The following is a 26580-nucleotide window of genomic DNA, read 5'->3' on the forward strand; positions in this document are numbered from 1 at the left end:
AAGCGAAACGGAAGCCGCCGCAGAGCCCGAGCTGCTCGCCACCAGCACGCCACCCGAGTCCGAGTTTGGCTTCGGGGGTCACGAGGAGGTCGTGCCGCCGAACACCACTGTGCTCGCCAAGGCTGGCGACGAGGGAGGCTCGAGCGACATCGACCTCCTGAAGCCTGTCGTGAAAACGGTGCGCGAGGGCCAGACGTTGAATCAGGTGCTCGCCGACGCCGGCGCTAACACCTGGCAGATTCGCGAAATGATCGAGGCCATGAAGCCGGTACTCGCGGAAAAGGCCGTGCTGCCTGGCCAGGAGGTGCACATCGCGCTTCAGCCCTCGCTAACGCAAAACCGCATGGAGCCGGTACGCTTCTCGGTCTTCGACGAGGGTCACGCCCACAAGGTCACCGTGTCACGCAGCCCCTCCGGCGAGTTCACGGCAAGCGCCAAGCCGATCGACGATGACACGCTGGTGCGCCTCGCCATGAGCGACAGCGGCGCACCGCAGACCTCGAGCCTCTACGCCGCGCTCTACCACGCCTCGCTGGCCGAGAGCGTACCCGACGAGACCATCCAGCAGCTCCTCCGCATCCACGCTTACGAGACGGATTTCCGCCGGCGTCTTCGCGCGGGAGACACTTGCGAGATGTTCTTTGATTTGAAGGATGAAGGCGGCGCCGAAGGGCCTCCGGGCGAGTTGCTGTACACGTCCATCGCCACCGGCGACGAGGTCCGACGCTACTATCGCTTCCGCACGGTTGACGGGCAGATCGACTACTACGACGCCCGCGGTAACAACGCGAAGAAGTTCCTAAACAGACGCCCCGTTCGCGGCGACAACGTGCGCCTCACCTCCGGTTTCGGCACTCGCCGCCATCCGCTGCTCGGCGAGTACAAGATGCACACCGGCATCGATTGGGCCGCGCCCACCGGAACGCCGATCATGGCCGCCGCCAACGGCACCATCGAGGAGGCCGGCCGCAAGGGCTACAATGGCAATTACATCCGCATCCGTCACGCAAACGGCTATCAGACCGCCTACAGCCATATGTCGCGCTTCGCCCCAGGCGCATCACCCGGCGTCAAGGTGCGCCAGGGTCAGGTCATCGGCTACATCGGCACCACGGGCCTCTCGTCCGGCCCGCACTTGCACTTCGAGATCCTGGTCAACAACCAGTTCGTCAATCCGCTTTCGATCGAAGTGCCGCGCGAGCGTCAGCTCGCAGGCAAAGAGCTTCTGGAGTTCCAGAAGGAGCGCAACCGCATCGACGAGCTGATGCGCCGCACCCCGGTCATGACGGCCAGCAAATAAAAAAATCCCTCTCCCCGCTACCCACGGGGAGAGGGATTTATTGCTTCTACCGCAGAGATTTACGCCGCCGCTTTCGTCTGCACGCCATTGAACGTCAGAGCACCGTCCTTGACCGAGACACGCACCGTGTCGCCGTCCTTGATCGTCCCGCGCAGGATCTCTTCCGCGAGCGGATCCTGCACGTTTTTCTGAATCACGCGCTTCAAAGGCCGCGCGCCGTAGATCGGATCGTAGCCCTTGTTGGCAATCCAGGTCCGCGCCTGATCGTCGAGCTCGATTCCGATCTTGCGATCGGCGAGAAGCGCCTGCAGCCGCTTCATCTGGATGTCGACAATCCCCGCCATGGCCTCACGCGGCAGACGGTGGAACACGACAATCTCGTCGATGCGGTTGATGAACTCGGGTCGGAAATGGCGTCGCACGGCATCCATGACGAGACCGTACGCCTCCTCCTCGCTCATCACCCGGTCCTTGTCTTCCGGGGCTCCGAAGCCCATCGGCTGCCGCGGATCGGCGAGATACTCGGCCCCGAGGTTAGACGTCATGATGATCAGCGTGTTCTTGAAGTCGACCGTGCGGCCCTGGCCATCCGTCAGGCGCCCGTCGTCGAGCACCTGCAGCAACACGTTGAACACGTCCGGGTGCGCCTTCTCGATCTCGTCGAAAAGGATCACCTGATACGGCCGCCGCCGCACCGCCTCGGTGAGCGCGCCGCCCTCCTCGTATCCGACATAGCCCGGCGGCGCGCCGATGAGCCGCGACACGGAGTGCTTCTCCATGTATTCGCTCATGTCGATGCGCACCATTGCCGTCTCGTCGTCGAACAGGAACGCCGCGAGCGCCTTGGTCAGCTCCGTCTTGCCGACGCCGGTCGGCCCGAGGAACATGAACGACCCGATCGGACGGTTGGGATCCTGCAAGCCCGCTCGCGCACGCCGAACGGCGGTTGCAACGGCCTTCACAGCCTCGTTTTGGCCGATCACGCGCTTCTCGAGCGCCTCTTCCATCTTGAGAAGCTTGTCACGCTCGCCTTCGAGCATCTTGTCGACGGGCACGCCCGTCCAGCGCGACACGACCGCCGCGATCTGGTCCGGCGTTACGGCCTCCTCGACCATGACACCCATGGCGCCTTCGCTCTCCTCGATGGCTTTCAGCTTGCGCTCGAGCTCGGGGATGACAGCATGCGCAAGTTCACCCGCGCGCCCGTAGTCGCCCTTGCGCTGCGATTGCACGAGTTCTGTCCGCGCCTTGTCGAGCTCTTCCTTGACCTTCTGTGCCGAGCCGAGCTTGTCCTTTTCGGATTGCCACCGTTCCGTCAGAGCGCGCGACTTCTCCTCGAGGTTGGCGATCACACCCTCGAGTTTCTCGAGCCGGTCTTTCGACGCCGCATCGGTTTCCTTTTTGAGCGCCTCACGCTCGATCTTCGCCTGCATGAGGTCGCGATCGATCGCATCGAGCTCCTCGGGCTTCGAGTCGACCTGCATGCGCAGGCGCGAAGCGGCCTCGTCGACAAGGTCGATGGCCTTATCCGGCAGGAAGCGGTCCGTGATGTAGCGGTTGGAGAGCATCGCCGCCGAAACGAGCGCCGAATCCGTGATCCGCACGCCGTGATGCAGCTCGTATTTCTCCTTCAACCCGCGCAGGATCGAGATGGTGTCCTGAACCGAGGGCTGGTCCACGAACACGGGCTGGAAGCGCCGCGCGAGCGCCGCATCCTTCTCGATGTGCTTCTTGTACTCGTCGAGCGTGGTCGCGCCGATGCAATGCAGCTCGCCGCGCGCGAGCGCAGGCTTCAGTAAGTTGCCGGCGTCCATCGCACCCTCGGCCTTACCGGCGCCGACGATGGTGTGCAGCTCGTCGATGAACAGGATGATGCGGCCTTCCTCAGCCTGCACCTCGTTGAGCACGCTCTTCAGGCGCTCCTCAAACTCGCCGCGGAACTTCGCGCCAGCGATCAGCGAGCCCATGTCGAGCGACAGAAGCTTCTTATCCTTGAGGCTTTCCGGCACGTCGCCCTGCACGATGCGCTGCGCCAAGCCTTCCACGATCGCCGTCTTGCCGACGCCGGGCTCACCGATCAGCACAGGATTGTTCTTCGTGCGCCGCGAGAGCACCTGGATGGTGCGCCGGATCTCCTCGTCACGGCCGATGACCGGATCGAGCTTGCCGTTGGCCGCCGCCTCCGTAAAGTCGCGCGCATAGCGCTTCAGGGCCTCGAAGCTCTGCTCAGCGCTCGCCGTATCGGCCGTGCGGCCCTTGCGAATCTCGTTGATCGCCGCGTTGAGCTTCTCCGGCGTAACGCCCGCTTCCGACAGGATGCGGCCCGCTTCCGAGCTCTTCTCAAGAGCCAGCGCGAGCAAGAGCCGCTCGACCGTCACATAGCGGTCACCGGCCTTCTCGGCGATCTTCTCAGCGTTATCGAAAACGCGCGCGAACTCAGGCGCGAGGTAAAGCTGCCCCGCCCCGCCACCGCTAACCTTCGGCCGGCGCGCTAGCGCCCGCTCCACCGCTTCAAGCGCCTGCTGAGCGTTCCCGCCCGCACGCGCGATCAGCCCGGAGGCGGCGCCTTCGTTGTCCTCGAGCAGCACCTTGAGCAGATGCTCGGTCGTGAACTGCTGGTGTCCCTCGCGCAGAGCGAGCCCCTGTGCCGATTGCACGAAGCCTTTGGCGCGATCGGTATATCTTTCGAAATCCATGGGTTAACCTCCAAGCGCGCCCCACCGCCCTGCTTTCGGCACGGATCGGAGCGCCGTCATGAACCAGATTGCGGCCACAACCGAGCCCAAGACGGCACCCGGCAGCGACCGACTGGACGAGATATAGGGCTGCCTAACGTCGTATAAAGGGGACCGCATTGCGCCATATCAAAAAGCCGATCGTCACCCGAAGGGAGCTGGAATGACGGGCGTGGTTACGGGACTCTTTCGCTATCCGGTCAAAGGCCTCTCGCCCGACCCTCTCGAACGCGCCGAAGTGCAGCCGGACGGAGCGCTTCCCTTCGACCGCGCTTGGGCCATCGAGAACGGCCCGAGCCGCTTCGATCCCGCAGACCCGCGCCCCGTGCCGGATATCAGCTTTCTGATTCTGATGCGCGACGAACGGCTCGCGGCACTCGAAGCCCACTTCGAGGAGGAAACCGAGCGCCTCGTGCTGTTGCGCGCCGGGCGTCAGGTCGCGAGCGGCCAGCTCTCGGCCTCATCGGGCCGCCAGATCCTCGAGCAGTTCATCGCCGCCTTCATGGGCGACAGGATGCGTGGACGCCCCAAGATCGTCGGCGGCAAGGAGTACTTCATCACCGAAGGCGGCGTGCGCTGCGTTCACATCATCAATCTCGCGACGTTGCGCGACCTCGAGCGCGTCATGGGCCGCCCCATCGATCCGATTCGCTTCCGGCCGAACATCATCGTCGACGGCCTCGAGCCCTGGAGCGAGCTGTCCTGGATCGATAGGGAGGTCTCCGCCGGCCACGTTCGCCTCAACGTCGTCGAGCGCACGGCGCGATGCGCCGCGACCAACGTCGATCCGAAAACCGGCAACCGCGATATGGACATCCCCGCCTTCCTGAAACGCGAGTACGGCCACGAGGATTTTGGCGTCTACGCCACGATCGCGTCCGAAGGCACCCTCGCCGTCGGCGACGCCCTCACGCCACCCTGACGCACGCCAGCAGCCCAAAACAAAGGCCGCGGAGATCATCCGCGGCCTTGTCGATAATGAGACTTATGAAGCGAGCCTATTACTCGCCGCTGCCTTCCACGGCCGGCGTCGGAGCCGGGGCCCCTTCGCCCTCGGCGGCGGCACTGGTCTCACGCCGTGGCCGACGCACCGGACGGCGCAGGAACTCGGGCTGTTCGTGATGCGGCACCGCCTGGCGCTCACGCCGAGGCGTCTCCACGGCGATGTCGGGCTGCGGCGCACGATCCGGGCGATCCGCACGCTCGATGCGCTCGGGGCGCTCAGGCCGGTCACGCGCAAAGCGATCACCCCGATCCCGGTCTCTATCGCGGTCGCGATCTCCCCGGTCCCGGTCACCATACCCACGATCACGATCGCCACCATGCCGGTCGCGATCTCGGTCACGGTTCTGGAACGAACGCCCGCCTTCGTAGCGCGGCTGGCCCTCATGCTGGCGCGACTGGTGGCTGCCACCCTCGCGGAGCTGAGGCACGTAAGGCTGCTGCGGCTGATCCGGGCCGAACTCGCCGTCGTCGTCATGGAAATCGTCGTTGAGCGAAACCGGCTCGCCGAAGCCGGGATGCCGCGGCCGGCCAGCGCCGTTCTGCATCTCACCGCCGCCCTGCGCCATCTGCTGCTCGCGGTAGGCCATGATGATGCGGTTATAGTGCTCAGCGTGCTGCAGATAGTTCTCTGCCAGCACCGGATCGCCCGAGGACTGCGCGTCGCGCGCAAGCGCGATGTATTTCTCGGCGATATGGGCGGGCGTGCCGCGTAGCTTGACGTCGGGCCCCGTGCTTTCGAAGCTGCGCGTCAGCGGATTCTGACCTTTGCGGCCCTGATTGTTATTATTGTTGTTGTTGTTGCGGCCGCGACCTCTGCGGTTCTGCTGTCCCTGCCTCATGGGCTCCATTCTCAACAAGTTGCGAAATCAAAATCCCTGCACGCACGCGCGTGTTGCAGCTTTACGCTCAAACCCTCGTTGCGCTCGTCGACAAATAACGAATCCCGTTGGCCGCACCGAAGGCCTTGCACCGGTTTCCCAGCGCGCAGTGTCCCCGCCACACCAGCTACGGACCCGTTCCGGCCCAAAGCGTGCTCATAGTGAGCGGCGCAATGCGAACCCCCGCGTCCGCCATTCAGATCCGTCTTTATTCCCGTGCTCGATCGACAGCAGCATGTCCATTAGGGAGGAGCGAAAGTGCGATCGGCTCTCTGGCCCGCCGCCGGGCGCCTGCATCTGCGGCACCACTGACAGCACTCATCGGCCTGTCTCGCACCACTTCATGCGCCAAATAATGACAGCCGGCCTAGCGGGCGAACCGCGGTCATAAACGAGCTGCGCATGAAGCTAAACTTTCTTCCCATACAATAGCCCCGCTGCGGACCAAATCCAAGAGTTTTTAGCGCCATGGCTAACAATGTGTCCGCACAGCCACACAGCGTTCGTGATGCCCTAAATCCTTCCAAATCTTGATCTCTGGCGGGGCAGCGGCCCCTGCGGCACTGCGAAGCATCTGAGCCACTGCCTTAGCTTGCCCCGCACCGACCTCGAAAACGGCCCACCCCTCAGGGACTGCGCTCTGAAGACCATGCGCAAGCGCGCGATAGATATCGAGACCATCCGCGCCGCCATCAAGCGCTGTGAAAGGATCGTACTCCCGCACCTCCAGATCGAGGGCCGCGATCTCACGCGTCGGAATGTAGGGCGGGTTGGAAACCAGGAGATGGAACGTCCCCTCGATCCCGTCAAGGGTCCGCCGAGTGAGAAACGTTGCGCGCCCCGCCACGCCGAGCATGCTCGCGTTCTCGCGCGCCACCGCGAGGGCCGCTTCACTGATGTCCGTGCCGACGCCCGTCGCCTTCGGCAGCTCCGCGAGCAGCGTGAGGAGCAGCGCGCCCGTGCCCGTGCCGACATCGAGAATGCGGATCGGCGTTTCGCGCCAGCCCTCCCGGTCGGCGATTTCGAGCGCCGCCTCGACCACCGTCTCGGTACAAGGCCGTGGATCGAGCGTCGCAGGCGTGATCTTGAACGTGCGCCCGTAGAAGCCGCGCGTACCGACGATCCGCGACACAGGCTCGTGCGCGCCGCGGCGGCGCGCAAACGCCGCGAGCCGCGCAGCCTCGTCGACTGATAGACGCCGCTCCGGGTCGCGCAGGAGATCCGTCGCCGCGATCCCAAGCGCTTCGAGCACCAACAGCCGCGCGTCGCGCACCGCCCCATCGATGCCTGACGCCTCGAGCGACCGCGCAACCGCCGCCATGGCGTCGCGCACGGACACGCCGGCGAGCTGCAAACCGGCGGCGTACGCCTTAGGCGCCATGGCTTTCCATGGCCGCCAATGCCTCGGCCTGATGCTCCGCGATGAGCCGGTCGATGATCTCGTCGAGGCCGACGCCTTCCATGATGCGATCGATCGAGTGCAGCGTCATATTGATGCGGTGATCGGTGACGCGCCCCTGCGGAAAGTTGTAGGTCCGGATGCGCTGCGAGCGATCGCCGGAGCCGACCTGGCTCTTGCGCGCCTCGCTGCGCTGGCTGTCGGCGCGCTCACGCTCCAGCTCGAACAGTCGCGAGCGCAGCACCTGCATGGCGAGCCTGCGGTTCTGATGCTGCGACTTCTCGGCCGAGACCACGACAAGCCCCGTCGGCAGATGCGTGATGCGCACGGCGCTGTCCGTCTTGTTGACGTGCTGGCCGCCCGCGCCGCCCGCACGCATCGTATCGATGCGAATGTCCTGATCCTTGATATCGATATCGATATCCTCGGCCTCGGGCAGCACGGCGACGGTTGCCGCCGACGTATGGATGCGCCCGCCGCTCTCTGTCGCCGGGATGCGCTGCACCCGGTGCACGCCGCTCTCGTATTTGAGCCGCGCGAACACGCCCTTGCCGGTGATCGAGGCGATGATCTCCTTGTAACCGCCGAGATCGTTCTCCGACATGGAGATGATCTCCGTCTTCCAGCCCTTGGAATCCGCATAGCGTTGATACATGCGATAGAGATCGGCCGCGAACAGTGCGGCCTCGTCGCCGCCGGTGCCGGCGCGTACCTCCAGGATGGCGCTCTTCTCGTCGGCCGAATCCTTCGGCAACAGCAGCACGCGCAGCTGGTGCTCGATCTCCTCGATGCGCGGATCGATCTGCCCGAGCTCTTCGCGCGCCATCTCGACCATGTCCTTGTCCTGCGACGGATCGCGGATCAAAGCCTCGAGATCGCGCTTCTCCTGCTCCGCGGCCTCGAGTTCCCGCACCGTGCGGATCAGAGGCTCGAGCTCGGCAAGCTCCTTGGTGAGCTTCACATAGGTCGCCTGCGGCGCGCCCTGGTTGAGCTCGGCCTGGATGGTCTCGTAGCGCTCGACCAGTCGGGCCAGCTTTTCTTTCGGAATGACGCTCATGGGTCTTCGGATGAGGGGCGTTTGCCCGTTTATATTTCAATGCCGTGGTGCGCGGCAAAGTCCTCGAGATCTTTTCTCAGGCTGCCGGTGCGCCCGGCAAGCAACTGGTCGATCAGGGTCGTGATCGCCTCCGCATTGAGCGCCCGGATCATCGTCTTGACCGGCCCGATCGAAGCCGGCGCCATCGACAGCGTCCGGAAGCCAAGCCCGATCAGCGCCATGGCCTCGATCGGGCGTCCAGCCATCTCGCCGCACAGCGTCAGCGGTACCTGATGACGCCGGCAAGCCCGCGCCAACTGCTTCAGCGCCCGCAGCGACGCCACCGACAGCGAGTCGAACCGGTTGACGACGCGCGCGTTCGAGCGGTCGGCCGCGAACAGGAACTGCAGCAGGTCGTTGCTGCCGACGGATACGAAATCGACGCGGGTCAGAAGCTCGTCGAGCTCGAACAGCACGCTCGGCACCTCGATCATGGCGCCGATCAGCATCTTCTCGGGCAATTTGGCGCCCCGCGCGGCCGCGAGCTGCCGCTCCTTCTCGATCAGCTCGCGGATCTGATCCATCTCGGTCGCAACCGAGACCATCGGGATCATAACCCGCAGCTCCCGCCCCACACTCGCGCGGATGAGCGCACGGATCTGAATACGGAATAGCGACGGCCGGTCGAGCGACATCCGCACCGCCCGCCAACCGATGGCGGGGTTCTCTTCCGGCACATGCGGCAGATAGGGCAGAATCTTGTCGCCGCCGATGTCGAGCGAGCGAAACACCACAGGCTTGCCCTGCGCCTCGTCCAGGATCGCCTGATAGGCCGCCGTCTGCCGGCCGACGCGCGGCAGGCTGTGCGACAGCATGAACATCAGCTCGGTGCGGAACAGGCCGATGCCGTCGCTGCCCGACTCCGCGAGGTGCGGCATGTCGGCGAGCAGACCGGCGTTGATCTGCAGCGCAATCTTCTCGCCGTCCGCCGTCTCCGCCGCCAGATCGCGCAACGCTTCGTACTGCTTCTGCCGCCGCGCGCGGAAACGCACCTTGTCGGTGTAGGCAGACACCACCTCCGCCGAGGGCCGCACGTGCACCTCGCCGATCACGCCGTCGACGATAATTGCATCGCCGGCCGTCACTCGCTCGACGATGCCCTCGGCCTGCCCGACCGCCGGAATGCCCAGCGCCTTGGCGACGATCGCCACGTGGCTCTGCCCGCTGCCATCCTCGATGACGAGACCGCGCAAGCGCGTCCGATCGTAGTCGATCAGCTCCGCAGGCCCCATCGTTCGCGCGACAAGGATGGTGTCGGTCGGCATCTCCTGCGGGCTCAACGGCCCCGAGGCAACGCCTGCCAGAATCCGCAGCAAACGGTCGGACAGGTCGTCGAGGTCGCGCTGACGCTCGCGCCAGAACGGGTCCGGCTTGGTCAGCATACGCGCCCGCGTACCGTTCTTGACGCGCTCCACGGCAGCGTCCGCCGTGAGCCCGCTCTGCACAGCTTCACGCAGCCGCCGATCCCACCCGCGGTCGTGCGCGAACATGCGATAGGCCTCGAGCACATCACGATGCTCGCCAGCCCCCGACAGCATCTCATGGCTCAGCATGTCGTCGAGCGAGGTCTTAAGTTCGAGCAGAGCATCCTCGAGCCGCCGCAGCTCGTGAGCCGGATCGTCCGACATCAGCTTGGTGACAACGATGCGCGGCTCGTGCAGCAAGACGTGCCCGAGCGCGATGCCGTCCGAGATCGCTTCGCCCGAGACGACACGCGACAGCTGCCGCGAGAGATCGATCGCGGACCCCACGCCGGAGACCGCACCCGAGACCAGATGCTCTGCGACGACCATGGCCGTCGCCTGCATCACCTCGACGTCTTCCTCGGAATATTCCTTGGCCGTTTGGTTCTGCACCACCAGCACGCCAAGCACCTGCCCGCTACGCTGGATCGGCACCGCGAGCAGGGAATGATACACTTCCTCGCCCGTCTCCGGCCGGTAGGAGAAGGCGGGGTGCTTGGCCGCATCCGGCTCGTTGATCGGTACGCCAATCTCCGCGCAGCGCCCAACAAGGCCCTCGCCGCGCTTCAGCATCGTCGCGTGCACGGCAGCCTGCTTGAGGCCCTCGCTCGCGAACAGCTCCAAGGAGCCGTCCTGCCGCCTGAGATAGATCGAGCAGACGTCCGCCACCATGACGCCTGCGATCTGCCGCACGATCCTATCCAACCGCTCCTGCCCGTCGGCGGGCTCGGCCATGATGTCGCGCAGCCGGCGCATGATGACACGCAGCGCCGGCTCGGAAGGCATCACACGGGGCTCGTCGCCGCGTCTCGAGTGCATAAGCGGTTGGCCGTTTTACATTAGGGACCCGGCGCCTCCGGGAGGGGAGACGGCTATGGGGCCGTTATACGTCAAATTAAGCGCGAATGCGGAAATGCATCCGTAAAAGCGATAGCCGGACCTTAACGCGCGTTTGCGCTGCGTCAGGTCGCGTCGAGTCCGTACTCGGTATGTAACGTTCGGACTGCAAGCTCGGCATAGGCCGCATCGATCAACACACTGATCTTGATCTCAGACGTGGAGATCGCGAGGATATTGATCCCCTTCTCCGCAAGGGCTTTGAACATTTGCGCTGCAACACCAGCGTGGCTGCGCATGCCGATGCCGATGACCGAAACTTTGGCCACGTCGGCAGAGCTGATGAGGTCGAAATTCCCGATGTCGGCCTGGGCTGCCTTCAGCACTTCGAGCGCACGCGGAAGCTCCGCAGCCTGAACGGTGAACGTCATGTCGGTGTGGTGCCCATCGGCCGCCACGTTCTGCACGATCATGTCGACATTGATCGAGGCTTCCGCCAGCGGCACGAAGATGCGCGAGGCGATGCCAGGTTTGTCCTCGAGTTTGAGCAGAGTGATCTTCGCCTCGTCCCGGGCGTAGGCGATGCCGCTGACGACCTGGTTTTCCATGATCTCATCCTCGCCGCAAACGATTGTCCCGATGTTCTCGAGGTTGCCGGACCTGACGGGCGCCATGTCCTCTGGCTTGACGAAGCTCGATAGCACCCGCGTCTTCACCTGGTTGACCATGGCGAGCTCGACCGAGCGGGTCTGCAACACCTTGGAGCCCGATGAAGCCATCTCGAGCATTTCCTCGTAGCTGACCTTCGGCAGACGGCGGGCCTTGGCCACGATGCGCGGATCGGTTGTGTAGACACCATCCACATCCGTGTAGATGTCGCAAACGTCGGCTTTGAGCGCCACCGCAACGGCAACGGCGCTGGTGTCGGACCCGCCGCGCCCGAGCGTCGCGATGCGATTGGCCTTCGGCTCGACACCCTGGAAGCCTGTAATGACGGCCACCTCGCCTGCGTCGAGCGAGCGGCGCAGATCCTCGCCCGGAATGCCGGCGATACGCGCCGAGCCATGCGCCGTATTGGCCTCGATCGGCACCTGCCAGCCCTGCCAGGAGCGCGCCTTGATCCCCATCGACTGCAACACGATAGCCATGAGTCCGGCCGTCACCTGCTCGCCGGAAGCCACCACCGCGTCGTACTCGCGCTTGTCGGCAAGCTGCGAAGCCTCGTTGACCCAGGCCACGAGCTGATTGGTGGCGCCCGCCATGGCCGAGACGACCACCGCCACCTTGTTTCCGGCATCGACCTCACGTTTGACGTGGCGCGCAACGTTCCGGATGCGCTCGACGTCAGCGACGGAGGTCCCGCCGAATTTCATCACGACAACAGCCATGGCCTAGACCGCGTGGACCTCGTTTGAGGGAAGCCCGGTTGTAAGGGGGAGTGGCGTCGGAACGGTGCATCTCGCTGCGAGACGGCCGCCGAAGCGCCCGCGACCTCGCCGAATGCACTGAATCGCCCTCTTTTCGGGGGTTCTCTTACCGGGAACCCCGGGCCGCCGCAACACTACTCCGCAACATTGACAAACCCGGCCGCCCTGTCACGTTCGGCCCCAGTGAGTGAGACCAGGACCATGACCGACAGCAAGACCGAGCAGCACCCCCGCGCGGACAACGTCGATAGCGCCGAAGTCGAGCGCTTTCAGGCGCTCGCCAAGGCCTGGTGGGACCCGACGGGCAAATTTCGTCCCCTGCACCAGATCGGCCCGGCGCGGCTGACCTTCGTCCGCAACGAGCTCCTGCGCCATTTCGGCCGCGGCTCGAACGGCCTGCGCCCGCTCAAGGATCTCACTGTGCTGGATGTGGGCTGTGGCGGCGGCCTGATGTCGGAACCCTTGGCGCGTCTGGGGGCCGGCGTCACCGGCATCGATCCCGGCGCCCAGAACATCGCCATAGCGCGCGACCATGCTGCGCCGCAGAATCTCGCGATCGATTACCGCGTCGCAACCGTCGAAGACTTGGTCGCCGCCGGAGAGCAGTACGACGCCGTGGTCTCGCTTGAGGTCGTCGAGCACGTGCCGGACGTCGCGACATTCGTGAAAGCCTGCGCCACCCTCGTCCGCCCCGGCGGCCTCCTGATCCTCTCGACCATCAACCGGACGCTGAAGTCCTACGCCCTTGCCATCGTCGCGGCGGAGTACGTGCTCGGCTGGCTACCGCGCGGCACGCACCAGTGGGATCGCTTCGTGAAGCCCGACGAGCTGGCGGGCCACATCACGGCAGCCGGGCTTTCTCAGCCGCACTTCGAAGGTTTTGTCTACAGTCCCCTAAAAGACGAGTGGCGCTTGGCTTCCGAAACGGACGTCAACTACCTCGCTTCGGCGGCGCGCCCCGCGGCAGAATCCCGAGCGCAATAATTTGCTAATTCTGCCGGCCAAATCGCAAAACGCATCCGCGCTCCCCGCCAAATTTCGCGGAAAATGAGAAAGCAGAAGCCGTGTCGCACCTAAACAGGGGTCATCATGCTTGACGGGTTTCGATTTTAACTCCTATAGCTGCCGCTGCTCGCGCGAACCAAAAAAATCGGCAGGCCCTTCCGCCTCGAAGTGAGACATCGCTTCGGAGGCCAGTGAGGGCTACGCGGCGAGCGGAGAAGGGGTAAGACCGATGTCGAACGAGACACGCCGCCCGGGCCGGCACTTCCTGCAAATTCCCGGTCCCACGCCGATCCCTGAGCGCGTCATCGCAGCCATGGCCCGGCAGATCCTCGACCACCGCGGTCCCGAGTTCCAGAAGCTCGGCAAGCGTGTGCTGTCCGGCGTCCGCACACTCTTCAAGACCGAAGGCCCCGTCCTCATCTACCCGTCGTCCGGCACCGGCGCCTGGGAAGCCGCGCTGACCAACACGCTGTCGCCCGGCGATCGCGTGCTGATGGTCGAGACCGGCCAGTTCGCTGTGCTCTGGAAGCAGATGGTGGACCGCCTCGGCCTGCGCGCCGAGGTCATCCAGACTGACTGGCGCATCGGCGCCGACGCCGCCGAGATCGAAGCCCACCTGCGCAAGGACAAGGCGAAAGCCATCAAGGCCGTCTGCGTGGTCCACAACGAGACCTCGACCGGCTGCCTGACGCGCCTCGACGAGGTGCGCCGCGCCATCGATGCCGCCGATCATCCGGCGCTGTTCATGACGGACTCCATCTCGGGTCTCGCCGCGGCCGATCTGCGCCACGACGAATGGGGCCTCGACGTGACGATTTCGGGCTCGCAGAAGGGCCTGATGATGCCGCCCGGCCTGTCGTTCACCGCCATCTCCGAGAAGGCGATCGCCGCCTCGAAGCAGGCGACGCTGAAGCGGTCCTACTTCTCGTGGGACGACATGCTGGCGTTCAACGCCGACGGCTGGTGGCCTTACACGCCGGCAACGGGGCTGCTTTATGGCCTCGACGAGTCGATCAACCTGATCCACGAGGAAGGCTTCGACAACGTACTCGAGCGCCACCTCCGCCTCGGTGCGGCGGTGCGTGCCGCGGTGCGCGCGTGGGGCCTCGAGGTCAACTGCCGCGACGCGAAGTACGACAGCCCGGCGGTCACCACCGTGCTCATGCCCGACGGCCACAACGCCGAGAGCTTCCGCAAGCTCGTGCTCGATACCTTCAACATGTCGCTCGGCACCGGCCTCAACAAGCTCGCCGGCAAGGCCTTCCGCATCGCCCACCTGGGCGACACCAACGAGCTGACCGTGCTCGGCGCCCTGACCGGCATCGAGATGGGCCTCGAGCTCGCGGGCGTGCCGCACAAGAAGGGCGGCGTCCAGGCCGCAATGGCCTACCTGACGGACAGCGTCCGTCCGGCGACCGCAAAAGCGGCCTGACAGAGAAATAAAGAATAAGATTTGATCGAGGGGGCACCGCCCCCTCGATTTATTTGATCACGCCTTGCTCGCGAGCGCTTCCATCGCCGTGCGCACGGCGGGCGAGAAGGTGCCGTTGATCGGCCCCGTGTAGGTGCCCTCGTCGCGCAGCACCTGCTGCATCCACTTGCGGTCGGCGGCCGAGAGCACGTCGGGGTTCCGCATTAGCTCAGCCACGAGATACTTGTCGCCGAGCTTGAGCGAGCGCACGACCCAATAGGCTGCCTCCGCATCGCTGCGGTCGACGCCCTTTCCGATCCGGTAGAGAATGCCGAGATTGAACGTTGCCACCGCGTTGCCCTGCTCGGCCGAACGGCGCACCTGATCCGCCGCGCGCTGATTGAGCCGGAACGCTTCTGTCTCGTCCTTCGCGATGCCCCGGCCCTGCTCGTACTTGTCGGCGAGCCACGACGTCGCCTCGCTGAGGCCTTTGTTGGAAGCCTGCCGCAAGAGCTTCACGGCCTCCTGGTCATCCTTCTTCACGCCGCGGCCGGTCTCGTACATGAGCGCCAGCCTGTGCATCGCCGAGACCTGGCCTTTACCGACCGCTGCGCGATACCACCGCGCCGCCTCGCCGTAGTCACGCTTCACACCGCGTCCCGTCTCGTAAAGCGAGCCGAGATTCGTCATGGCCGCATCCTGGCCGCCATCTGCACCCTTGCGGAACCACTGCGCGGCCAGCGCCTCGTCCTTGCGCATGCCGATGCCGTCCTTGGCAAACAGCGCGTACCGCGTCATGGACGCCAGATGCCCGGCCTCCGCCGCCTTGAGGTAATGGCTGGCCGCCTCGCTGTAGTTCCTCGGCCCGAGCACGACACCGAGCGACAGCAAGCGGCCAAGGCTCGCAGCCGCGCCGACGGTGCCGGCATCGGCCCGCTCGACGAGCAGCTTCTTGAGATCCGCCGCGCCCTTGCCGGCGCGACGCACCTCGACAGTCACCTGCTGGCCCGAGGCGGTAGCCTTGAGCGCGCGCAGGAGATCGTCAGGCCCCGCGACCACGCGCCCATCGATCGTGCCGATGATATCGCCGACCAACAGCCCCGCGGCTCCGCTCGCCGTCGAGGCCGCGCTCGTCACCAGCGCCCCGCGCCCGTTGCCAAGCTCAAGCGCTTCCGCCAGATCGCCGTCGACGGCGAGGGTCTGGACGCCGAGATCGCCATGCGGCTGACCGTCCGCCTCTGTCCGCCCGAGCGTGATCTTGAGCGGCAACGTCGCCACCCCGCGCAGCGACGCAGCAGTCGCTCCCTTCGGACCGTTCGGCTTCTGGAACGACGACGTCTCCGTCGGCGTCGCAGGCACTTCCGGCGCCAGGAAGCCGGTCAAGGGCGTCCAGCGTGGACCCTCCGCAAACGCAGGCACGGCGAGCGCACTCCCGGCCACGAGCAGCACATGTGAGACGAAAAACGGGCGCAACCGCATAACACCCCTTCGATGGATGCGATAAAACGATCAACGCTGAACTACGAGTAAACGCTTACTTCGACGGCTCGACAAAGAGCTCGCTCGAGAAATACCGCTCTGCCGAGGACGGCGCGAACGTCACCACCGTCTTGCCGGCAAGATCGTCGCGCGCCGCAACCTCGAGCGCGACCGCCACGTTGGCGCCCGTCGAGATGCCGCCGGGAATGCCTTCCTGCTTGGCAAGCAAACGCGCCGTTTCAAAGGCTTTGTCGTTGGAGACGCGCACCACCTCGTCGATGAACTTGGTGTCGAGCACCTTCGGCACGAAGCCCGCGCCGATACCCTGAATCTTGTGCGGCCCCCGCGCGCCGCCGGAGAGCACGGGGCTCCCCTCGGGCTCGACCGCGATGATCTTGAGCGAAGGCTTCAGCGTCTTGAGCGCGCGCCCGCATCCGGTGAGCGTGCCGCCCGTGCCGACACCGATCACCAACACGTCGACGTTGCCCTGCGTGTCGTTCCAGATCTCCTGCGCCGTCGTCTTCTCGTGCACGAGCGGATTGGCGGGATTCTCGAACTGGCTCGGCTGAATGGAGCCGGGCGTCTCGGCGAGCAGCTGATTGGCTTTGTCGATGGCGCCCGGCATGCCGCCCGCGGCAGGCGTCAGCACCAGCTCGGCGCCGAGGTGCGCGAGAATCTTGCGCCGCTCGATCGACATCGATTCGGGCATCACCAGCAGCAGCTTGTAGCCGCGCGCGGCGGCAACGAACGCGAGCCCGATTCCGGTGTTGCCCGACGTCGGCTCGACCAGGACCGTCTTGCCCGGCGCGATCTTCCCTTCCGCCTCGAGCACGTCGATCATGGCGACGCCGATGCGGTCCTTGACCGACGACAGCGGGTTGAAGAATTCGAGTTTTACAAGCACGTCGGCCTTGGCGCCGGCATCTTTGGCGAGCCTTTGGAGGCGCACGAGCGGCGTGTGCCCGATCGTCTCGGTGATGTCGTCGTAGACCCGACCGCGGCCCCAGCTCTTGGTGGCGTTCAGGGTCTTGATCTCGAGTACCTCACTCATCGTGCTGCTCCGCCCTAGATTGTCATCAGATTATTGAACTGCTTCTCGCATATTTTCACGCCTGCCCAAAGGGTCAGGCGCGTTTTTTCGTAACCGAGTCTTCGCGGCACCTGAGACAACATCGCGCATCAAGCTCTTGATACGGGCTACTTTTTCCGCGTTTTCTGCGGTTTCGCGAGCTTTCGCGGGGCTTTTGCCGGGCCGACCTTCGTAGAGCCGAAGCCGCCGCTGCCGCGTGTCGTCTCGCCGATAAGGCGAGCGCGCACCAGCCTCGCCTGGGTCACTGGTGCGATCACGAGCTGCGCGATTCGCTCGCCGCGACTGACGGCGAACGACGCCTCCCCGAGATTGACCAGAATGATCTTCACTTCGCCGCGATAGTCCGAATCGATCGTGCCCGGACTATTCAAGACAGTGACCCCATGCTTGAGCGCCAGCCCCGAGCGCGGCCGCACCTGCCCTTCGTAGCCGGCCGGCAACTCAAGCGAGAGACCAGTGGGAATGAGCGCCCGCGCACCGGGCGCGATCACGACCGTCTCCTTGGCGCCAACCGCCGCCACGAGATCGAGCCCCGCCGCTCCGTCGGATTGATACGCCGGCAGCGGTAGCCGCTTGCCGTGCTCCAGTACCGCAACGCGTATCACGACCGCCTCTGCGGCCGCGCGCCTGTCAGCCCCCTCGTCCCTCGCCATGCCCGTCACACTGATTCCCGGTTCTCAGCCAGATACGCCGCCGCGCGCTTGAGAAGCGCATCCGCCACTTCTGCCTTGGTTAGCTCCGGCCAGTCCTCGACGCCGCTCGCCGTAACGAGGTGCACGCGATTGCTCTCGCCGCCGAAAACGCCGTTCTCCTCCGATACGTCGTTGGCGACGATCCAGTCGACGCCCTTCGACTTGAGCTTGGCCTGCGCATTCTCGACCACCGTTTGCGTTTCCGCCGCGAACCCGATGACAAGCATCGGGCGGCGCGATCCGCGCTTGGCAATGGTTGCGAGAATGTCGGGGTTTTCGACCAGCGCCAGCGCCGGAGGCGCCGCATCGGCCGCCTTCTTGATTTTTCCGCCTTGCGGCGTCTTCACGCGCCAATCGGCTACCGCGGCGGCAAATACCGCGATGTCCGCCGGCAAGGCCGCATCTACCGCTTCCAGCATCTCGACAGCCGTCTCGACGTGCCGTACCTCGACGCCTTCGGGATCCGCAAGCTGCACCGGACCCGAGATCAGCGTCACGCGCGCCCCGAGCCGCCGCGCGGCCTCCGCGATGGCATGACCCTGCTTGCCCGACGAGCGATTGGCGATGTAGCGCACGGGATCGATCGGCTCATGCGTCGGACCGCTGGTGACAAGCACATGGCGCCCTGCCAATAGCGGCCGAGTGGAACGCGTGCCCGTCACGTTCAGGAACCCGAACTCGCCGCCGCTATCCCTTGCCAATAGCTCCTCGATGCGCGCCACGAGCTCGCGAACTTCCGCCATACGCCCGACGCCCGCCTCGCCCTTCTCCGCCATCTCGCCGGCATTGGGGCCGATGAACTGCACACCGTCCGCCTCGAGCTGCCGCACGTTGCGCTGCGTCGCCGGGTGACTCCACATTGCGGGGTTCATCGCTGGCGCCGCGAGCACCGGCGCGCGCGTTGCGAGCAGCACCGCCGTCGCCAGATCATCGGCGTGTCCCTGCGCCATGCGCGCCATCAGATCCGCCGTCGCCGGCGCGACGACCACGAGATCCGCCTCACGCGCCATGCGGATATGGCCGATCTCCCGCTCGCCCTCGAGGTCGAACAGATCCGTCGCCACGCGTTCGTTGCTGATCGCACCCACCGCGAGCGGCGTGATGAACTGTTGCGCCCCCTGCGTCATGACACAACGCACGGCGATCCTGCGCTCGTTGAGACGGCGGATGAGATCGAGGCATTTGTAGGCGGCAATACCACCGCCGATAATGAGCAAAACGCGCTTCATGGGATCCCGGGCCCGGCCCGCTTCATTTAAGGTTCGACAGAGCTGCGGCCACAGAGCCCGCAGACGGAGACACGCCGCATTTGCGGCCGGTCCATAACATAGATTTCCGTGGTAACATAAACTGGCCTTCTGCCGATCGGGAGGCGAAATCCGATGGTTACCGATGTCGCTACGAGCTCTGGAAGGTCATTGCCGGCGCGCCCTCCTCGCCATTGCGGCCCTCGTCGTGGCCTGCACGGCCTCGTCGGGCGCCTCGTCCAACACCATCGCCGAGTGCTTCAGCGAGAATAACGAGCGGCGCATCGCCGGCTGTTCCGACCTGATCGAGAACCCCTATCTCGACGCCGGCACCAAGAGCCTGGCCTATGCCATGCGAGCGCTGGCCCTGTCGCTGCAGGGGTCGCTGGCCGAGGCGCTGCCCGACTACGACATGGCCATCAAGCTCGATCCGGCCTCCGCCATGGCGCTGAACAACCGCGCCTGGGTGCTCTATAAGCTCGATCGCATGACGGAGGGCCTCTCGGACGTCGAGCGCTCACTTACCCTCGCGCCCGCGAGCCCTCACGCTTACGACACGCGCGCCCACATCCGCCAGGCGCTCGGCGAGCCCGTCGCGGCGCTGCGCGATTACGAGCAGGCCATGCGCTACGGCGGCGAGCATTTGGTCAAGCTCTACCAGTGCGGGCTTGAAGCGAACGGCATCTACAAAGGCCCCATCGACGGACTCTACACGCGCGACGTTCGCCGCGCGCTCGAGATCTGCGTCAACTCGAAGTCCTGCGACCCGCTTCCCGCCGACGAGGAATGCCGCGCCGCCACGTCTTAAGCGACGCGCTTAGTCCGGCACCAGCCCCGTGAGCTTCCACGAGCCGTCGACGAACGTGAGGTCGGCGGTCAGCTCCGGCTTGCGCGCTTTCGGATCGCGCGCGATGCCGAACGAAAGCCCGAGAGGCCCCGAGAATGTAAAGTGCTTGATGTTTCCGATGCCGTAGTCGGGCGTCTTGCCGCCCTTCACCTGCAACAGTTCGGCGGGCGCACCCGATGCGGCCTCACTTGCAGCCGCCGCACCCGTGCCACCTCCCAACACCGTGTCCGCGTCGATCCCGAGTGCGTTCGCGATCTCGTCGATCCCGCGCTGCCCCGCACCACCCGGGCCCTGCTCCTGCGCTACGATCGCAAATCCGCCGAGCCCCTGCGCCCCGGACGCCCGCTCCATCACCATAGCCTCGAGCGCCTCCTTGAGGCTCTTCCCGCTCGCATGCAGACGGATCAGCATCTCGGGAGTCACCAGAACCGCCAGCACGCCATCGACGATGCGCGGCGCGATGCTCGCCTTGATCTGATCGCCGAGCGCGCCACCCGCCGCTCCTGCGCGCTTGAGCGCATCCGTCAGCACCGCCTCGACCCTCTCCGTCACGGCTGGCCGAAGCGAGACCCGCACGCTCGGAAAATCGATGTGCGCGTTGAGCCCGGCGACGTTCTGGCTATCGAGCGACGACTTGATCTCGTAGCCCGCATAAAGCGGCCAGGCGACATAGAAGGCGCCAGCCGCGAGAACGCCAATGGTCCCGAGCGACCTCGTCTTGAGCAGACTGAAGACGGACTTCCCGCGCGACCGGCTCATGATCTCCCCCACTCGAAAGTGCTTTAACCCCGGTAGTGCGAGTACTGCCCCTTCGGCCTGAAGCGCTCGAGATACCCCGGCACGATCGTCTCGATGGATTGCGCCGTCGCGACACCAAGGCCGGCGAGCGTCCGCCCTTCCTTCGACGCCGCGCCGCTGACCACGTTGTCGGATTGCAAGAGACGCACTTGATCGTACGTCAGCGGGCGCAGCGCATTCGGCAGCGGCCACGTCGCGAGCGCCATCAGCTTGGCAAGCCAGAACGGCAGCGGTGCAAACCCGCGCTTGCGCCCCACATATTCGAGTGTCCGTTCGAGGATCTCGCGGAACGACAACACCTCCGGCCCCCCAAGCTCATAGACCTCGCCCGGCTTCCCGCTGCCCTGCACCGCGTGAGCGATGGCCGCCGCCACATCGCCGACAAAGACCGGCTGAAAGCGCGTGCGCCCGCCGCCCACCAGAGGCAGCGCCGGCGAGATTCGCGCCATGGCGGCGAACCGGTTGAAGAAGTCGTCCTCTGGACCGAACACGATCGAGGGCCGCACAATGATGGCTCCGGGAAATTCCTCGAGCACGGCCGCTTCGCCGGCCGCCTTCGTGCGTGCGTACTGCGCAGGCGAGGCGGCCGAGGCCCCGATCGCCGAGATGTGCACGAGGCACCGCGCGCCCGCCTCCCGCGCCGCCCGCGCAACGGCGCGCGCGCCCTCGTCGTGCAAGGCCTTGAAGGTCTGCGCGCCGCCGCTGGCCAGGATGCCGACGCTGTTGATCACGATATGCGCGCCCTCGGCAGCGCGCCGCACGGAGTCAGGGTACCGCAGGTTCGCCTGTACGGGCTGGATCTGCCCCACGTCGCCCATCGGTTGCAGATAGCCGGCAAGGTCGGGACGCCGGGACGCGGCCCGGATCCGGTAGCCTTTTTTTGCCAAGGCCCGGACGGTATGCCGCCCCACGAAGCCGGATCCGCCGAAAATCGTGACGAGTTCGTTGCTGCCGCCTTGCGCTGCCATCGCCGCTTTCCTCCCCCGCCCCAAAACCGAGAGGCCCCGCATCAAGTGACGACGCGCTCCTGACCCACCGGCACATCCGAGGAACGCGCTTGCTCACGGGTCTAGCCCAACGGCCCGAACCCTGGCCAGCCCAAACTCTGCCCGCCGGCTGACATACAGCCGTACACGGGCGCGCTGGCGAGACGCCACGGCGATTGACAATGTCCGCCGCTGCCCCTAACTCATGGCGCCCACAAGCCAGTCGGCTTGCCCAGATGGCGGAATTGGTAGACGCACTGCTTTCAGGTAGCAGCGCCGCGAGGCGTGGAGGTTCGAGTCCTCTTCTGGGCACCACTCTTATTCATTCAGCGCCCCGCTCTTCGGTTTCGCTCCGCTAGAAAAGGCGGATCGCCTGAGCACCATGCTTTTGACCGAATGTCACATTTCTGTAACATTCCATGGTGTTGTCGAACAGGCCTTCCAGTACCAGGACGTTCGTGGCTCGCGCGCTCCCGGGCGCTGTGCGTCCGTCTCCTATTCACGCACTCCTCGCTCTCGATCTGATAGCCATCTCGGCTTTTCTCGCCCTGCATCTGGCGGGGCGATCAACAGGCCATCGGGCGCAATGGCTGATGCTCAACGTCGATCATTCGTTACCCGAGTTCCTGCTTTACGGAAAATGGCTCGCCGTTGCGCTTCTGCTCGTCTGGGCGTTCCGTCGGGACAGCGGAGCGGTCTGGGTGGCGTTGGCGGTGACCTTCCTGGTCATCCTGGCGGATGACGCCTTTCGGATCCACGAAAGGGAAGGCCTGGCGCTTGCGGAACGATGGGAGTTGAGTGCTGCCTTCGGTCTGCGCGCACGAGACATCGGCGAGCTTTTGGTCTGGGCCGCACTAGGCCTGATCGTCCTCGCCAGCATCGCGGCTGGACTTTGGAGATCGACGCCTGAGCAGCGAAAGGCGGCGCGGCCGCTGCTGCTGACGCTCGTCGCGCTGGTGGTGGCGGGTGTCGGCGTGGACATGCTCCACAGTGCTGTGTCAGGCGCCCTGCTCGGACATCCTTTAAAGCAGCCGGTGGCCGTGCTCATGATCCTCCTGGAGGATGGCTCCGAGCTTCTCCTCGGCACGTTGGCTGTGTGGCTGGCCATGCGGCGCGCGGGGCTCGAGAACGGATCTGGTTACGGGATGCCTGCAACGCCGACCGCGCTAGCAAAAGTGCGTTAGCCGTCCCATACAAGATCGCGTGCGAACCCCTCAGCCTCTGCATCCGAGATTTCTCCAGCGTCAGCAAAACTCCAAGACTGCAACGTTCAGCGGCGCGCACTTGCTCGCTGAGCGGAACTATGCCGTATTGCCGCGGCCAATTTGCCAAAACTGTCGTCCCCGCCCCGCGGGCACGCTCAAATAGGTTCGAGAATGCTGAAGATCACGATGAGCCAACCAGAGATCGATCTGTTCTCGAGCTTTCTTCGTGCCTCAGCATCGTACTTCGAATTTGGAATGGGAGGCAGCACGTGTCTGGCTGCAAGCCTCGTCAAATCGCACGTCTATTCCGTCGATAGCGATGTGAGCTGGATCGACCGAGTTCGGGAAGAGGTTGCGGAATCGGCGACCGAGGTAAGCTTGATCCACGTCGATATCGGGCCCACTGGGGCATGGGGCACACCGATCAACAGAAACATGGCGCACCTTTTCGATGCCTATTCGCTCGCAATCACGCGCCCCGGATTTCCGCCCTTCGACTTATGTCTCGTCGACGGACGCTTTCGCGTCGCTTGCTTTCTGCAAGCAATCCTACATCTCGATGCGTGCGCCGTAGTCGGCATCCATGATTACACGGTGCGCCCGCACTATCACGTCGTCGAGGAGTTCGCCCGGCCTATTGCCGCCAGCGGACAGCTGGTCTTTTTCGTAAAGCGCAAAAACGCGGACCCGAAGGCATTGAAGAAAGTGCTCGATGCCCATCGTCGCGTCTCGGCCTAGTTCCAAACCGGCCTACCCCTCGTTGTCGAGCCGGCTCGCGTAAAACAGGCCGGGCGAAAGAAACTGCCGATTGAAGCTGAGAGACATCTCGCGAACGGCAACGTTGGCTTCCGCCTTCGTGAGGCCATTCGGAGGTCCTGACGGGGTATTATTGACGTCGACGATCCATATATCGCCGTCACCTGCATCGCGCAGCACATCGAGCTCACCGTAATCGAGGCCGATGGTTCGACAGAACCTGAGGATCTGCCGCAGCTCGTCTTCCGAAAACACGTTGTGCGGGAGGGTCATGACCGCCGCCGTATTCGCGTTCGAGAACCGGCTCGCAAGCGGGCGGGTCTTGAGATAGACGAGTGGAATTTCCCGGCCGATGATCACGACACGGATATCGCGCACGGTGTTGCTGTCCGCACGGTTATCAATCACCCGTTGAACAACCGAGCCACTGAGGTCCAGGCTTCCGAGGTCAACCCCCTTCACCAGGTGCCCATTGTGCGTTGCATTGGCTTCTGACTTTACGACGTAAATATCTTCGGGTCGTATCTCTTGCGTGTCGACACAGAGTGCGCGGCCAAAAATCTGTTTGTGGATGCGGTCAACCGCAGATTTCGAGATGTCGTCGAACCCGCCGTTGATCAAGTACCGCAGGCCTTGCGGTTTTGGATTGTGAGGGTCACAGAACCAGATATTGAATTCTTCGCTGCCGTCCGGTGCTGTAACTGGCGTTGCCCCGATGCAGTAGAGAATTTTGCTGAGAGCCGACGCCCGCTTTAAGTCGAGCGCAAAACTTACGTTGCCGTATATCCCGATGGCCCGGCCCGACGCGTCGCCGATCAAGTGTTTTGCGTCACCGAGAATGACGTCGCGGTCTTGGATCGTCAGCGACCCATTCGGCAGTGGCACCCCGTCCGGATCGAGCAGCTTGACGTCGTTCTCTCCAAATCCAAGGAAACCCGCGACGTCGAACCGGAAGCCCCCACCCGTCTTACAAATGTTGAGCTGATCAAGATCCTTGCGATAACCAACTGCAGGAAACGCAACGCGGGCGATACCATTGACGGCCACAGTCACATTGCAGGTTTTGCCTGTCTTTGAGGCGCACCATCCGGCAAGCTCGGTACCACTGATAACGTCCACAGCCCCAGCAAAATTAGTAGCCATAAAAACCTCAATAGAAACAATATAACTATGAAAAACTCCTGCTATTAATACTCAAACTCTGCGGAACGGCAACAAAACTCCGCACACTGCGCGTGACTCACCTCGAGCAGGCTGGATCCGGCCGTTCGCAGACCCGCTTGCAAGACGATCGTCCCGCACAAGCTACGGGTCTTATCCGGCAAGCAGGCTCATACGTACTGACCACCTATCGAGTCGGTCCCCGCGGAGCTGCCCGGGAAGAAATTCGCCCCTCCACCGCCTGTCGCAATCACGCCGTTCATCGAAACGTCATAGCGCTTGCCGGTGATCGTGCCTCCGGTGAAGCTTGCGGACGTGCAGTTCAGGATTCCGCAGCGGTCGCATTGCGCGAATGCCGTCGAGAAGTTCAGCGTACCGGAGAGGGTGATCGTTCGGCCGAAGAGGTTGATGTAGCCGCCTGGCGAAAGCATGAGATGGCGCGCGGAACCACTCGTCACCGTGTAATTGCTGGTGACCTCGATCTGGCTTCCAGGACCGTTGGCACGTAGATGCGCAGTCGAAGGACTCCCGGCAAAGACGATACCGGCACCGACATTTATCAAGCCGCCATTTGCAGCGACGAGTCCATGGGATGTCCCGGCGATCGTGAGGCCGGTCAGCGATAATTTTGACGCGATGTTCTGGACATGAGCAGCAATAGCGCCGGCAATAGTGACATTGGCCGGCGTTGCCGGATCGCCCCTCAGCGTGACGGTGCCTTGACCGATCCAGGGAGCGCTGACCACAGGTCCCGTGCTCCACGTCCCATTCCCGAGCTGGATCGTGACGTTGTAAATGGAGAGATCGAGCGCAGCGACCGTGCTTATGGCCTTGGCAATCGTCAGGAACGCACCACCAGCGCTGTCGGCGAGCCCATCGTTGCTGTCGCTGCCGTCGGAGCGGACATAGTAGGTGCGGTTGGCCGTCAGAACCTCGCGGCTCGGCGTGAGCGGATGCGCCACCGCGCCCGTGGCCCTGTCGATGACGATGGCCTCATGCCAGAGACTGCCGTCAGCGCTGACCTTCACATGGAAATTGTCGTCACCGGCGAGCCCGAATTCCGCGCGGCCCAAGTAGTCCGTCTGGAACAGCACACTGCCGGTATCGGCGGGCGCGTTCTTGTTGATCTTGAGCTGATGGCCTGCGCCCTCGTGGTCGAACAGAGACGCTGGGCTCGCCACCGCCACCCGGTTGGTTTCGTCCGGGCTGGCATTGACCCCCAGCATCGGAACGGGCAGCGCGCTGGCGGCAGCCCATTCCGCACCATCGAAGACATAAAAGGCGCTCTCGTCCGCAACCCAGGCCTGCCATCCGGCCTGCGGCTCATAGAACGCCCAGGCACCATCCTGATAAGCCGCGATCTGACCGGCGCGCCCGCTCCAGCTTCCGCTCGGGCCGGCGGCAACGATGTAGCGGCTCCCCTCGGCCGGCGACCCGGGCGGCGTCGCCAGATCCTTGTCCGCGACGGCGAGCTGAACGACGGCGTCGAGCGCGCGCAGAGCCTCGTTGTGCGTCACATGCTTCTGCGACTGTGCCGCGAGGATGTAAGGAAGTTTGAGGTTCGTGGTCTCGTCCATGGGCCGGAAGCTTTTGCGCCAGATCTGCGCTCACTATCGCCGAGCCGCTCGAAGCGAGGATAAAGTACGCCCCGCCGGAGATTTCAGCGGACGACGCGGGGCGCGCCCTTGCTTTTACCCGGCGGAACCGGTACACCGCCCACACGGCATTTCGGATTAAATAATACGTTTCAATAGGTTGCGCCA

Annotated in this window: 21 protein-coding genes and 1 tRNA gene (1 of these 22 running past the window's edge); 8 read left to right on the top strand and 14 right to left on the bottom strand. The window is 64.5% G+C overall.

The genetic code is table 11. The features are described 5' to 3' along the window. On the top strand, positions 1–1300 hold the 3' portion of the coding sequence (locus CS1GBM3_RS12380) for a M23 family metallopeptidase (protein WP_072395652.1). 716 nt of this gene lie to the left of the window's left edge; the window shows 1300 of its 2016 coding nt (coding positions 717–2016); its start codon lies beyond the left edge, outside the window; its stop codon occupies positions 1298–1300. A 59-nt stretch (positions 1301–1359) separates the two neighbouring features. Here CS1GBM3_RS12380 and clpB read toward each other — a convergent pair whose 3' ends face one another. Next, positions 1360–3996 (bottom strand): ATP-dependent chaperone ClpB, encoded by a 2637-nt coding sequence (gene clpB, locus CS1GBM3_RS12385; RefSeq protein WP_072395654.1) that lies wholly within the window; start codon positions 3994–3996, stop codon positions 1360–1362. Between the two features lie 202 nt (positions 3997–4198). On the opposite strand from clpB, the gene CS1GBM3_RS12390 reads away from it, so the two are divergent. Beyond that, positions 4199–4957, top strand: coding sequence for an MOSC domain-containing protein (locus CS1GBM3_RS12390; RefSeq protein ID WP_072395656.1), 759 nt, complete (start codon positions 4199–4201; stop codon positions 4955–4957). A 79-nt stretch (positions 4958–5036) separates the two neighbouring features. On the opposite strand, the gene CS1GBM3_RS12395 is transcribed toward CS1GBM3_RS12390, so the two are convergent. From CS1GBM3_RS12395 to CS1GBM3_RS12415, 5 genes are all read right to left on the bottom strand, one after another. Next, positions 5037–5879, bottom strand: a complete 843-nt coding sequence (locus CS1GBM3_RS12395) for a DUF4167 domain-containing protein (protein WP_072395658.1) — start codon at positions 5877–5879, stop codon at positions 5037–5039. 511 nt (positions 5880–6390) lie between these two features. Continuing rightward, positions 6391–7299, bottom strand: a complete 909-nt coding sequence (prmC, locus tag CS1GBM3_RS12400; RefSeq protein ID WP_244534641.1) for a peptide chain release factor N(5)-glutamine methyltransferase — start codon at positions 7297–7299, stop codon at positions 6391–6393. Beyond that, positions 7289–8374: a peptide chain release factor 1 gene (prfA, locus tag CS1GBM3_RS12405; RefSeq protein ID WP_072395660.1), complete on the bottom strand. Its 1086-nt coding sequence runs from the start codon at positions 8372–8374 to the stop codon at positions 7289–7291. Before prfA ends, prmC begins: the two co-directional genes overlap by 11 nt. 29 nt (positions 8375–8403) lie before the next feature. After that, the gene (gene ptsP / locus CS1GBM3_RS12410; RefSeq protein WP_072395662.1) at positions 8404–10662 is read right to left on the bottom strand and encodes a phosphoenolpyruvate--protein phosphotransferase; all 2259 of its coding nucleotides are present in this window, start codon (positions 10660–10662) and stop codon (positions 8404–8406) included. A 176-nt stretch (positions 10663–10838) separates the two neighbouring features. Next, the gene (locus tag CS1GBM3_RS12415) at positions 10839–12101 is read right to left on the bottom strand and encodes an aspartate kinase (RefSeq protein WP_072395664.1); all 1263 of its coding nucleotides are present in this window, start codon (positions 12099–12101) and stop codon (positions 10839–10841) included. Positions 12102–12341: 240 nt separating this feature from the next. Here CS1GBM3_RS12415 and ubiG point away from each other — a divergent pair, with 240 nt between their 5' ends. Together ubiG and CS1GBM3_RS12425 are read left to right on the top strand one after the other, a co-directional pair. Next, the gene (ubiG, locus tag CS1GBM3_RS12420; protein ID WP_072395666.1) at positions 12342–13124 is read left to right on the top strand and encodes a bifunctional 2-polyprenyl-6-hydroxyphenol methylase/3-demethylubiquinol 3-O-methyltransferase UbiG; all 783 of its coding nucleotides are present in this window, start codon (positions 12342–12344) and stop codon (positions 13122–13124) included. 250 nt (positions 13125–13374) lie between these two features. Beyond that, positions 13375–14577, top strand: coding sequence for a pyridoxal-phosphate-dependent aminotransferase family protein (locus CS1GBM3_RS12425; protein WP_072395667.1), 1203 nt, complete (start codon positions 13375–13377; stop codon positions 14575–14577). A 57-nt stretch (positions 14578–14634) separates the two neighbouring features. On the opposite strand, the gene CS1GBM3_RS12430 is transcribed toward CS1GBM3_RS12425, so the two are convergent. The 4 genes from CS1GBM3_RS12430 to coaBC all read right to left on the bottom strand — a co-directional run bounded on the left by CS1GBM3_RS12430 (position 14635) and on the right by coaBC (position 19046). Next, positions 14635–16035, bottom strand: a complete 1401-nt coding sequence (locus CS1GBM3_RS12430; RefSeq protein ID WP_072395669.1) for a PDZ domain-containing protein — start codon at positions 16033–16035, stop codon at positions 14635–14637. 55 nt (positions 16036–16090) lie between these two features. Then, the gene (gene cysK / locus CS1GBM3_RS12435; protein WP_072395671.1) at positions 16091–17086 is read right to left on the bottom strand and encodes a cysteine synthase A; all 996 of its coding nucleotides are present in this window, start codon (positions 17084–17086) and stop codon (positions 16091–16093) included. A gap of 146 nt (positions 17087–17232) precedes the next feature. Then, a complete protein-coding gene (gene dut / locus CS1GBM3_RS12440) occupies positions 17233–17778 on the bottom strand; it encodes a dUTP diphosphatase (protein WP_072395672.1) in 546 nt (181 codons plus the stop codon). A 5-nt stretch (positions 17779–17783) separates the two neighbouring features. Next, the gene (coaBC, locus tag CS1GBM3_RS12445; RefSeq protein WP_072395673.1) at positions 17784–19046 is read right to left on the bottom strand and encodes a bifunctional phosphopantothenoylcysteine decarboxylase/phosphopantothenate--cysteine ligase CoaBC; all 1263 of its coding nucleotides are present in this window, start codon (positions 19044–19046) and stop codon (positions 17784–17786) included. Between the two features lie 163 nt (positions 19047–19209). Here coaBC and CS1GBM3_RS12450 point away from each other — a divergent pair, with 163 nt between their 5' ends. After that, positions 19210–19872 carry a tetratricopeptide repeat protein gene (locus tag CS1GBM3_RS12450; protein WP_072395674.1) on the top strand — a complete coding sequence of 221 codons (663 nt, stop codon included), beginning with the start codon at positions 19210–19212 and terminating at the stop codon, positions 19870–19872. Between the two features lie 9 nt (positions 19873–19881). Here the strand turns inward: CS1GBM3_RS12450 and CS1GBM3_RS12455 are convergent, their stop codons facing one another. Both CS1GBM3_RS12455 and CS1GBM3_RS12460 read right to left on the bottom strand, forming a co-directional pair. After that, positions 19882–20670 carry a DUF2939 domain-containing protein gene (locus CS1GBM3_RS12455; protein ID WP_072395675.1) on the bottom strand — a complete coding sequence of 263 codons (789 nt, stop codon included), beginning with the start codon at positions 20668–20670 and terminating at the stop codon, positions 19882–19884. A gap of 23 nt (positions 20671–20693) precedes the next feature. Further along, positions 20694–21677: a complex I NDUFA9 subunit family protein gene (locus tag CS1GBM3_RS12460; RefSeq protein WP_072395676.1), complete on the bottom strand. Its 984-nt coding sequence runs from the start codon at positions 21675–21677 to the stop codon at positions 20694–20696. 248 nt (positions 21678–21925) lie between these two features. On the opposite strand from CS1GBM3_RS12460, the gene CS1GBM3_RS12465 reads away from it, so the two are divergent. The 3 genes from CS1GBM3_RS12465 (at position 21926) to CS1GBM3_RS12475 (ending at position 23638) form a co-directional block, all read left to right on the top strand. Then, a tRNA-Leu gene (locus CS1GBM3_RS12465) sits at positions 21926–22010 on the top strand. Positions 22011–22153: 143 nt separating this feature from the next. Further along, complete coding sequence (locus CS1GBM3_RS12470; protein WP_139247906.1) at positions 22154–22879, top strand: hypothetical protein; 726 nt, start codon at positions 22154–22156, stop codon at positions 22877–22879. Positions 22880–23086: 207 nt separating this feature from the next. After that, on the top strand, positions 23087–23638 hold the full coding sequence (locus CS1GBM3_RS12475; RefSeq protein ID WP_139247907.1) for a hypothetical protein: 552 nt from the start codon (positions 23087–23089) through the stop codon (positions 23636–23638). 12 nt (positions 23639–23650) lie between these two features. Here CS1GBM3_RS12475 and CS1GBM3_RS12480 read toward each other — a convergent pair whose 3' ends face one another. Together CS1GBM3_RS12480 and CS1GBM3_RS12485 are read right to left on the bottom strand one after the other, a co-directional pair. Continuing rightward, positions 23651–24799, bottom strand: coding sequence for an ATP-grasp domain-containing protein (locus CS1GBM3_RS12480; RefSeq protein ID WP_139247908.1), 1149 nt, complete (start codon positions 24797–24799; stop codon positions 23651–23653). A 188-nt stretch (positions 24800–24987) separates the two neighbouring features. After that, positions 24988–26394 carry a DUF2793 domain-containing protein gene (locus CS1GBM3_RS12485; RefSeq protein WP_072395681.1) on the bottom strand — a complete coding sequence of 469 codons (1407 nt, stop codon included), beginning with the start codon at positions 26392–26394 and terminating at the stop codon, positions 24988–24990. Positions 26395–26580 lie beyond the last annotated feature (186 nt).

This window comes from Hyphomicrobium sp. CS1GBMeth3, from assembly GCF_900117455.1.
Classification (GTDB): Bacteria; Pseudomonadota; Alphaproteobacteria; order Rhizobiales; family Hyphomicrobiaceae; genus Hyphomicrobium_C.

Bases quoted from the DNA above. Each gene is read 5' to 3' on its own strand.
- CS1GBM3_RS12460 (WP_072395676.1), bottom strand. From the start codon at position 21,677: ATGGCAGCGCAAGGCGGCAGCAACGAACTCGTCACGATTTTCGGCGGA.
- CS1GBM3_RS12395 (WP_072395658.1), bottom strand. From the start codon at position 5,879: ATGAGGCAGGGACAGCAGAACCGCAGAGGTCGCGGCCGCAACAACAAC.
- CS1GBM3_RS12475 (WP_139247907.1), top strand. From the start codon at position 23,087: ATGAGCCAACCAGAGATCGATCTGTTCTCGAGCTTTCTTCGTGCCTCA.
- ptsP (WP_072395662.1), bottom strand. From the start codon at position 10,662: ATGCCTTCCGAGCCGGCGCTGCGTGTCATCATGCGCCGGCTGCGCGAC.
- CS1GBM3_RS12390 (WP_072395656.1), top strand. From the start codon at position 4,199: ATGACGGGCGTGGTTACGGGACTCTTTCGCTATCCGGTCAAAGGCCTC.
- CS1GBM3_RS12425 (WP_072395667.1), top strand. From the start codon at position 13,375: ATGTCGAACGAGACACGCCGCCCGGGCCGGCACTTCCTGCAAATTCCC.
- CS1GBM3_RS12480 (WP_139247908.1), bottom strand. From the start codon at position 24,799: ATGGCTACTAATTTTGCTGGGGCTGTGGACGTTATCAGTGGTACCGAG.
- dut (WP_072395672.1), bottom strand. From the start codon at position 17,778: ATGGCGAGGGACGAGGGGGCTGACAGGCGCGCGGCCGCAGAGGCGGTC.
- coaBC (WP_072395673.1), bottom strand. From the start codon at position 19,046: ATGAAGCGCGTTTTGCTCATTATCGGCGGTGGTATTGCCGCCTACAAA.
- CS1GBM3_RS12430 (WP_072395669.1), bottom strand. From the start codon at position 16,035: ATGCGGTTGCGCCCGTTTTTCGTCTCACATGTGCTGCTCGTGGCCGGG.
- ubiG (WP_072395666.1), top strand. From the start codon at position 12,342: ATGACCGACAGCAAGACCGAGCAGCACCCCCGCGCGGACAACGTCGAT.
- prmC (WP_244534641.1), bottom strand. From the start codon at position 7,299: ATGGCGCCTAAGGCGTACGCCGCCGGTTTGCAGCTCGCCGGCGTGTCC.
- clpB (WP_072395654.1), bottom strand. From the start codon at position 3,996: ATGGATTTCGAAAGATATACCGATCGCGCCAAAGGCTTCGTGCAATCG.
- CS1GBM3_RS12485 (WP_072395681.1), bottom strand. From the start codon at position 26,394: ATGGACGAGACCACGAACCTCAAACTTCCTTACATCCTCGCGGCACAG.
- prfA (WP_072395660.1), bottom strand. From the start codon at position 8,374: ATGAGCGTCATTCCGAAAGAAAAGCTGGCCCGACTGGTCGAGCGCTAC.
- CS1GBM3_RS12415 (WP_072395664.1), bottom strand. From the start codon at position 12,101: ATGGCTGTTGTCGTGATGAAATTCGGCGGGACCTCCGTCGCTGACGTC.
- CS1GBM3_RS12450 (WP_072395674.1), top strand. From the start codon at position 19,210: ATGTCGCTACGAGCTCTGGAAGGTCATTGCCGGCGCGCCCTCCTCGCC.
- cysK (WP_072395671.1), bottom strand. From the start codon at position 17,086: ATGAGTGAGGTACTCGAGATCAAGACCCTGAACGCCACCAAGAGCTGG.
- CS1GBM3_RS12455 (WP_072395675.1), bottom strand. From the start codon at position 20,670: ATGAGCCGGTCGCGCGGGAAGTCCGTCTTCAGTCTGCTCAAGACGAGG.